This window comes from Streptomyces turgidiscabies Car8 (assembly GCF_000331005.1).
Classification (GTDB): domain Bacteria; phylum Actinomycetota; class Actinomycetes; order Streptomycetales; family Streptomycetaceae; genus Streptomyces; species Streptomyces turgidiscabies.
Genome location: NZ_AEJB01000170.1, coordinates 1 through 3,741 on the forward strand (window position 1 = coordinate 1; position 3,741 = coordinate 3,741).

5 protein-coding genes and 2 pseudogenes are annotated in these 3,741 nt (G+C 70.6%); 6 read left to right on the top strand and 1 reads right to left on the bottom strand.

Going from position 1 to position 3,741, the window contains the following annotated elements:
* Positions 1-186: 186 nt before the first annotated feature.
* The 6 genes and pseudogenes from STRTUCAR8_RS10545 (at position 187) to STRTUCAR8_RS10570 (ending at position 3,353) form a co-directional block, all read left to right on the top strand.
* Positions 187-372, top strand: a complete 186-nt coding sequence (locus STRTUCAR8_RS10545; RefSeq protein ID WP_006375610.1) for a hypothetical protein — start codon at positions 187-189, stop codon at positions 370-372.
* Positions 373-465: 93 nt separating this feature from the next.
* A complete protein-coding gene (locus STRTUCAR8_RS10550) occupies positions 466-732 on the top strand; it encodes a DUF6284 family protein (RefSeq protein ID WP_006375613.1) in 267 nt (88 codons plus the stop codon).
* Complete coding sequence (locus STRTUCAR8_RS10555; RefSeq protein WP_006375607.1) at positions 729-1,178, top strand: Pycsar system effector family protein; 450 nt, start codon at positions 729-731, stop codon at positions 1,176-1,178. The genes STRTUCAR8_RS10550 and STRTUCAR8_RS10555 overlap by 4 nt, the downstream gene beginning before the upstream one ends.
* The gene (locus STRTUCAR8_RS10560) at positions 1,175-2,290 is read left to right on the top strand and encodes a hypothetical protein (protein ID WP_006375608.1); all 1,116 of its coding nucleotides are present in this window, start codon (positions 1,175-1,177) and stop codon (positions 2,288-2,290) included. Before STRTUCAR8_RS10555 ends, STRTUCAR8_RS10560 begins: the two co-directional genes overlap by 4 nt.
* A pseudogene (locus STRTUCAR8_RS10565) lies at positions 2,290-2,661 on the top strand (RRQRL motif-containing zinc-binding protein); the annotation flags it as partial. The gene STRTUCAR8_RS10560 and the pseudogene STRTUCAR8_RS10565, both read left to right, overlap by 1 nt.
* A 374-nt stretch (positions 2,662-3,035) precedes the next feature.
* On the top strand, positions 3,036-3,353 hold the full coding sequence (locus tag STRTUCAR8_RS10570; RefSeq protein ID WP_006375612.1) for a hypothetical protein: 318 nt from the start codon (positions 3,036-3,038) through the stop codon (positions 3,351-3,353).
* Positions 3,354-3,513: 160 nt separating this feature from the next.
* Here STRTUCAR8_RS10570 and STRTUCAR8_RS10575 read toward each other — a convergent pair.
* Positions 3,514-3,741 (bottom strand): annotated as a pseudogene (locus tag STRTUCAR8_RS10575) (hypothetical protein); the annotation flags it as partial.

Below are 3,741 nucleotides of genomic sequence, written 5' to 3' on the forward strand. Positions count from 1 at the left end.
CCCAGTTCGCACGGGATCACCCGTCGACGAACGATCCGGTCGGCCCGTTCTTCCTGGCATCGCAGCGGATAGCGCTGCGGCCGGCTGCCTCTTCGACCCGTCCGCCTCCCCGGTTCGCCGGGGGTCGTACGGGTCGGGGCGCGGGGAGTCGCGCAGGGCTCCGATCGCTAACGAAAGGAAGATCCGATGCGCCGGTACAGGAACCTTCCGCACCCGAATGACGACCAGGTCGGTACGGACGTCCGGTACGAGGGCGAGTGGCACCGGATCACGGGTGTCGGGGGCAGCTACTTCAGCCTGGTCCGTCTTCGCGACGGCTACCCCCACAGCGCCCTCGTCAACGACGTCAACGGCCACAACGACCGCCGCTGACACGTTCCCCTTCCCCATCAAACGGCGCACCCCCGGAGCTGGAACTCCGGGGGTGCTTTCGGGCCGTAACACCGTCTAGGGAGATCACGACCCATGAAGCACATCGTCACTGTTCAGGATGCTGTTACCGCGTTCGCCGACTGGATGGAGCCGACGGCCGCTGAGCTGGACGCCATCGAGCGCGAGATGCCGCTGATCCTGGCGCAGGTCGACCTGTTGGACGCGCAGATCATCACCATGGACCGCACGCCGAGCGAGCTGGACGTGCGGCGTGTCCGCCGGGCCCGCCGCAAGGTGCTCGCCGCCGGCCGCACGCTCGCCAACACGGCCGCGCTGCTCACCCCGGAGGTGGGCGCGTGAACACCACCACCGCACAGGCTCTCGCCGCCGCGCATGCGGAGGTGAAAGCGGAGATCGCCCGGACCGACACCAAGACCGGTCTGCTGCTCGCCTTCGTCGGCGCCGTCCTGGCCGGGACCTGGACGGTCGCCAAGGACGCGCCGCTGAACGTGCCCGCCTGTGTGGCCGGCGGTCTCGGCCTGGGTTTGCTGGTCACGGCGGCTGGTGTGCTGCTGTGGTCGGTGCGCCCGAACCTGCGCGGGGGCCGTGGCTTCCCGCTGTGGGCGACGCTCACCCCCGAGCAGATCACCATCGCGCTCGCCGAAGACAGGGGCGCGGACATCGCGGGCCTGTCCCGGATCGCCGTCCGGAAGTTCACCGGTCTGCGCCGTGCGGTCGACTGCACCCTGACCGGCGGCGCCCTGCTCATCCTCGCCGCCCTGCTCACCCTCGGGGGTGCGGCATGAGCGCCAAGCCGTTGACGCGGGTTCAGATCGGTGTGCTGACGGCCGCGTTCGTGCCCATGCTCGCTACGGGTGTGGTCGGCGGTATCGGTACGTACAGCAACATCGGGCACGCCTACGGCAAGGGGACCGCGCTCGGTGCCCTCGGTGCCGGCGAGGGTGCCACCGCCGTCCTCGCCCTCGTGCTGCTGGGACTGACCATGCTGGGCCAGTCCTCCCCCCGCGTCGTACGGGCCGGACTGTGGGCCCTGCCGGCCGCAGCCGCCGTCATGGGCGCCATGGCCGCACCCGACGCCGGCCGCACGGTCGTCTACGCCCTGACCCCGATGGGCATGTCCGTGGCGGCTGAGGGCATGGCGTTCCTCGCCCGGCGGATCGTCGTCCACATCGACGGCCGGGACGCGGAGCACGAGCGGCGCACCGCCGACATCGTCCAGGCCCTCGCCTACCACCGCGCCCGCGCCGCCCACCACCCGAGCGATCGGATCAAGAAGTGGTCGGAGCGCAAGTCGTGGCGGCTGGCCCGCAAGGTCGGAGTCGGAGACACCGTGCTCGGATCGAGGCTGCTGGACGTTCAGCGTGATCGGGTGACCGCCGGCGCTGATGCCTCGCTCGCCTCGATGTTCGGCGGCGCCGACACGGTCCCCGCCTCGATTCCGGCCCCGGTCGCGAATGCGGAGGAATCAACCGAGAGCGTGAGTAAACGGTCTATGGCTGACCTGCCCGAATCGACCCCCGCGACGATCACCGCATCGGTGGTGCGGATCCCCGATCCGGTGACCGATTCGCATGTGAAGTCGACCCTGCCACTCAAGCCCGTACCGTCCGTAGCCGCCTCGATTCGCGTTCCGGTGATCGAGGCGCGGACCGTGGCGGCGGCTGAGTCGACCCGGCCGCGTCGGGCGACCGGCAGGGTGGCCGACGTCGCCCGATCCCCCCGCCCGAAGCGGACTGCCGCGCAACTGCTCGATGAGGCACGCACCGAGACGGCCGACTGGTCGGAGGCGGAGCTGACCGCTGAGGGCATCCGCCGGGTGCTCCGCACGTCGCCGGCCAACGCCCGGATGCTGCGGGACACGCTGAAAGCTGAGCGTGCCGGTACGGCGGTGGCCTGATGTCCGCCGCGTACGGCAAGTGCTTCGACCCCACCGGCGCCCTGTACGGGGTGCCCACGTTCCCGTGGAAGTTCGCCCCCGACGACGAACAGTTCGCCACCCGCCGCCAGTTACGGGCACGGGGGTTGCGTCCGGGGGGTCAGCCGATAGCGGCGCAGGTCATGAGGGTCAACCGGCGTACCGGCACGGTTCGAGTCGCCTACCTGTACCGCCTCGAACTGGCCAAGCCCGTGCGGCCGATGACGTCCCGGAAGTGGGGTGCCCTCGCACTGGCGATGCTGGCCCGCCGCACGTGCCCGAACTGCCGGGTGATCTACAGCTACTGCATGCCGACCTCGCTCGGCATGTGCGTGCTGTGTGCCTTCCCCGACACCCCCGCCGACTCTGCCCCGACCGTCAACCACCCCCCTTCTGAAGAGGAGTTGGCCGTGAACGAGTCAAGCGTCCGCCGTATCGGTGTGGACGCGGTGGCGGGTCCGTTCCGGCTGGCCTGGGATCCCGCCCGCCTGTCCTGGGTGCTCGCCCACGGCGAACAGGTGCGGGCCGTGCAGGAGGGGTTCCCCGTCGGCAAGCCCGCAGTGCACGAACGGCTCGCACGGGCGTGGGCGGATGAGCTGCTCGGCCCGCAGCCGTGGCAGCGGCCGGACCGTCCCCTCCTGCTGCCCCTCCCGCGCGCCGCCTGAGCTGCACTCCACCTCACTTCCCCGCCTCGCGGGGTCCTCCCCTACCCCAGGAGCAGCCGACCATGAGCAAGTCCGAGATCCGCCGCATGGACCGTGAGATACACAAGGCGACCGTCAAGCTCGCTGCGGTCCAGCGGGGTGAGTCGTGGCCGTTGAACGGTGCGGAGCGTCGCGCCATGGCCCGCGCCACCGCCGCCGGCGCCTACAAGGTCGTACGGGGCCGCAGTACCGCCCGTGCGGAGCAGCAGATCGACACCACCACCTCCAACGCTGAGATGCGGCTGACGGCCGAACTGGCCGCCCTGCACGGCGAGAAGCAGCGACTCATCACGGAGGCCGCGCGCGAGAAGGCGGCCAAGAAGCGTTCCGGCTGGTTCTGACCAGCCACCCCCGGCACGACCAGGCGTCGGTTCGGTTCCGTCGGGGAGTCGCGGGTGGATGCGGCGATCGGTCATGCTGGAGACCTCCAACAGGTCTGTTGAGGACTGGCTGGACAAGGGCGGCCCCGGTTCTTTGGCGAGAGGGGGGCCGCCCTTGGCGTCAGTGGTGGTTGTTCGTCTTGGCCCAGACACCGGTGGTGCGGGTGTGGACGTTGCGCTGGTCCTGGTAGACGGGGCCTTCGTACTGGTGGTGGATGTCGGGGGCGGGCTTGGCGTGCCCGGCGAGCCGGGCGAGGGCGAGGACGAGGGCGGTGGGGGCGCCGAACACCAGGCCGCACACGATCGGGTTGGCGAACTGGGAAAGGTACAGGAGCACGCCTGCTGTGCC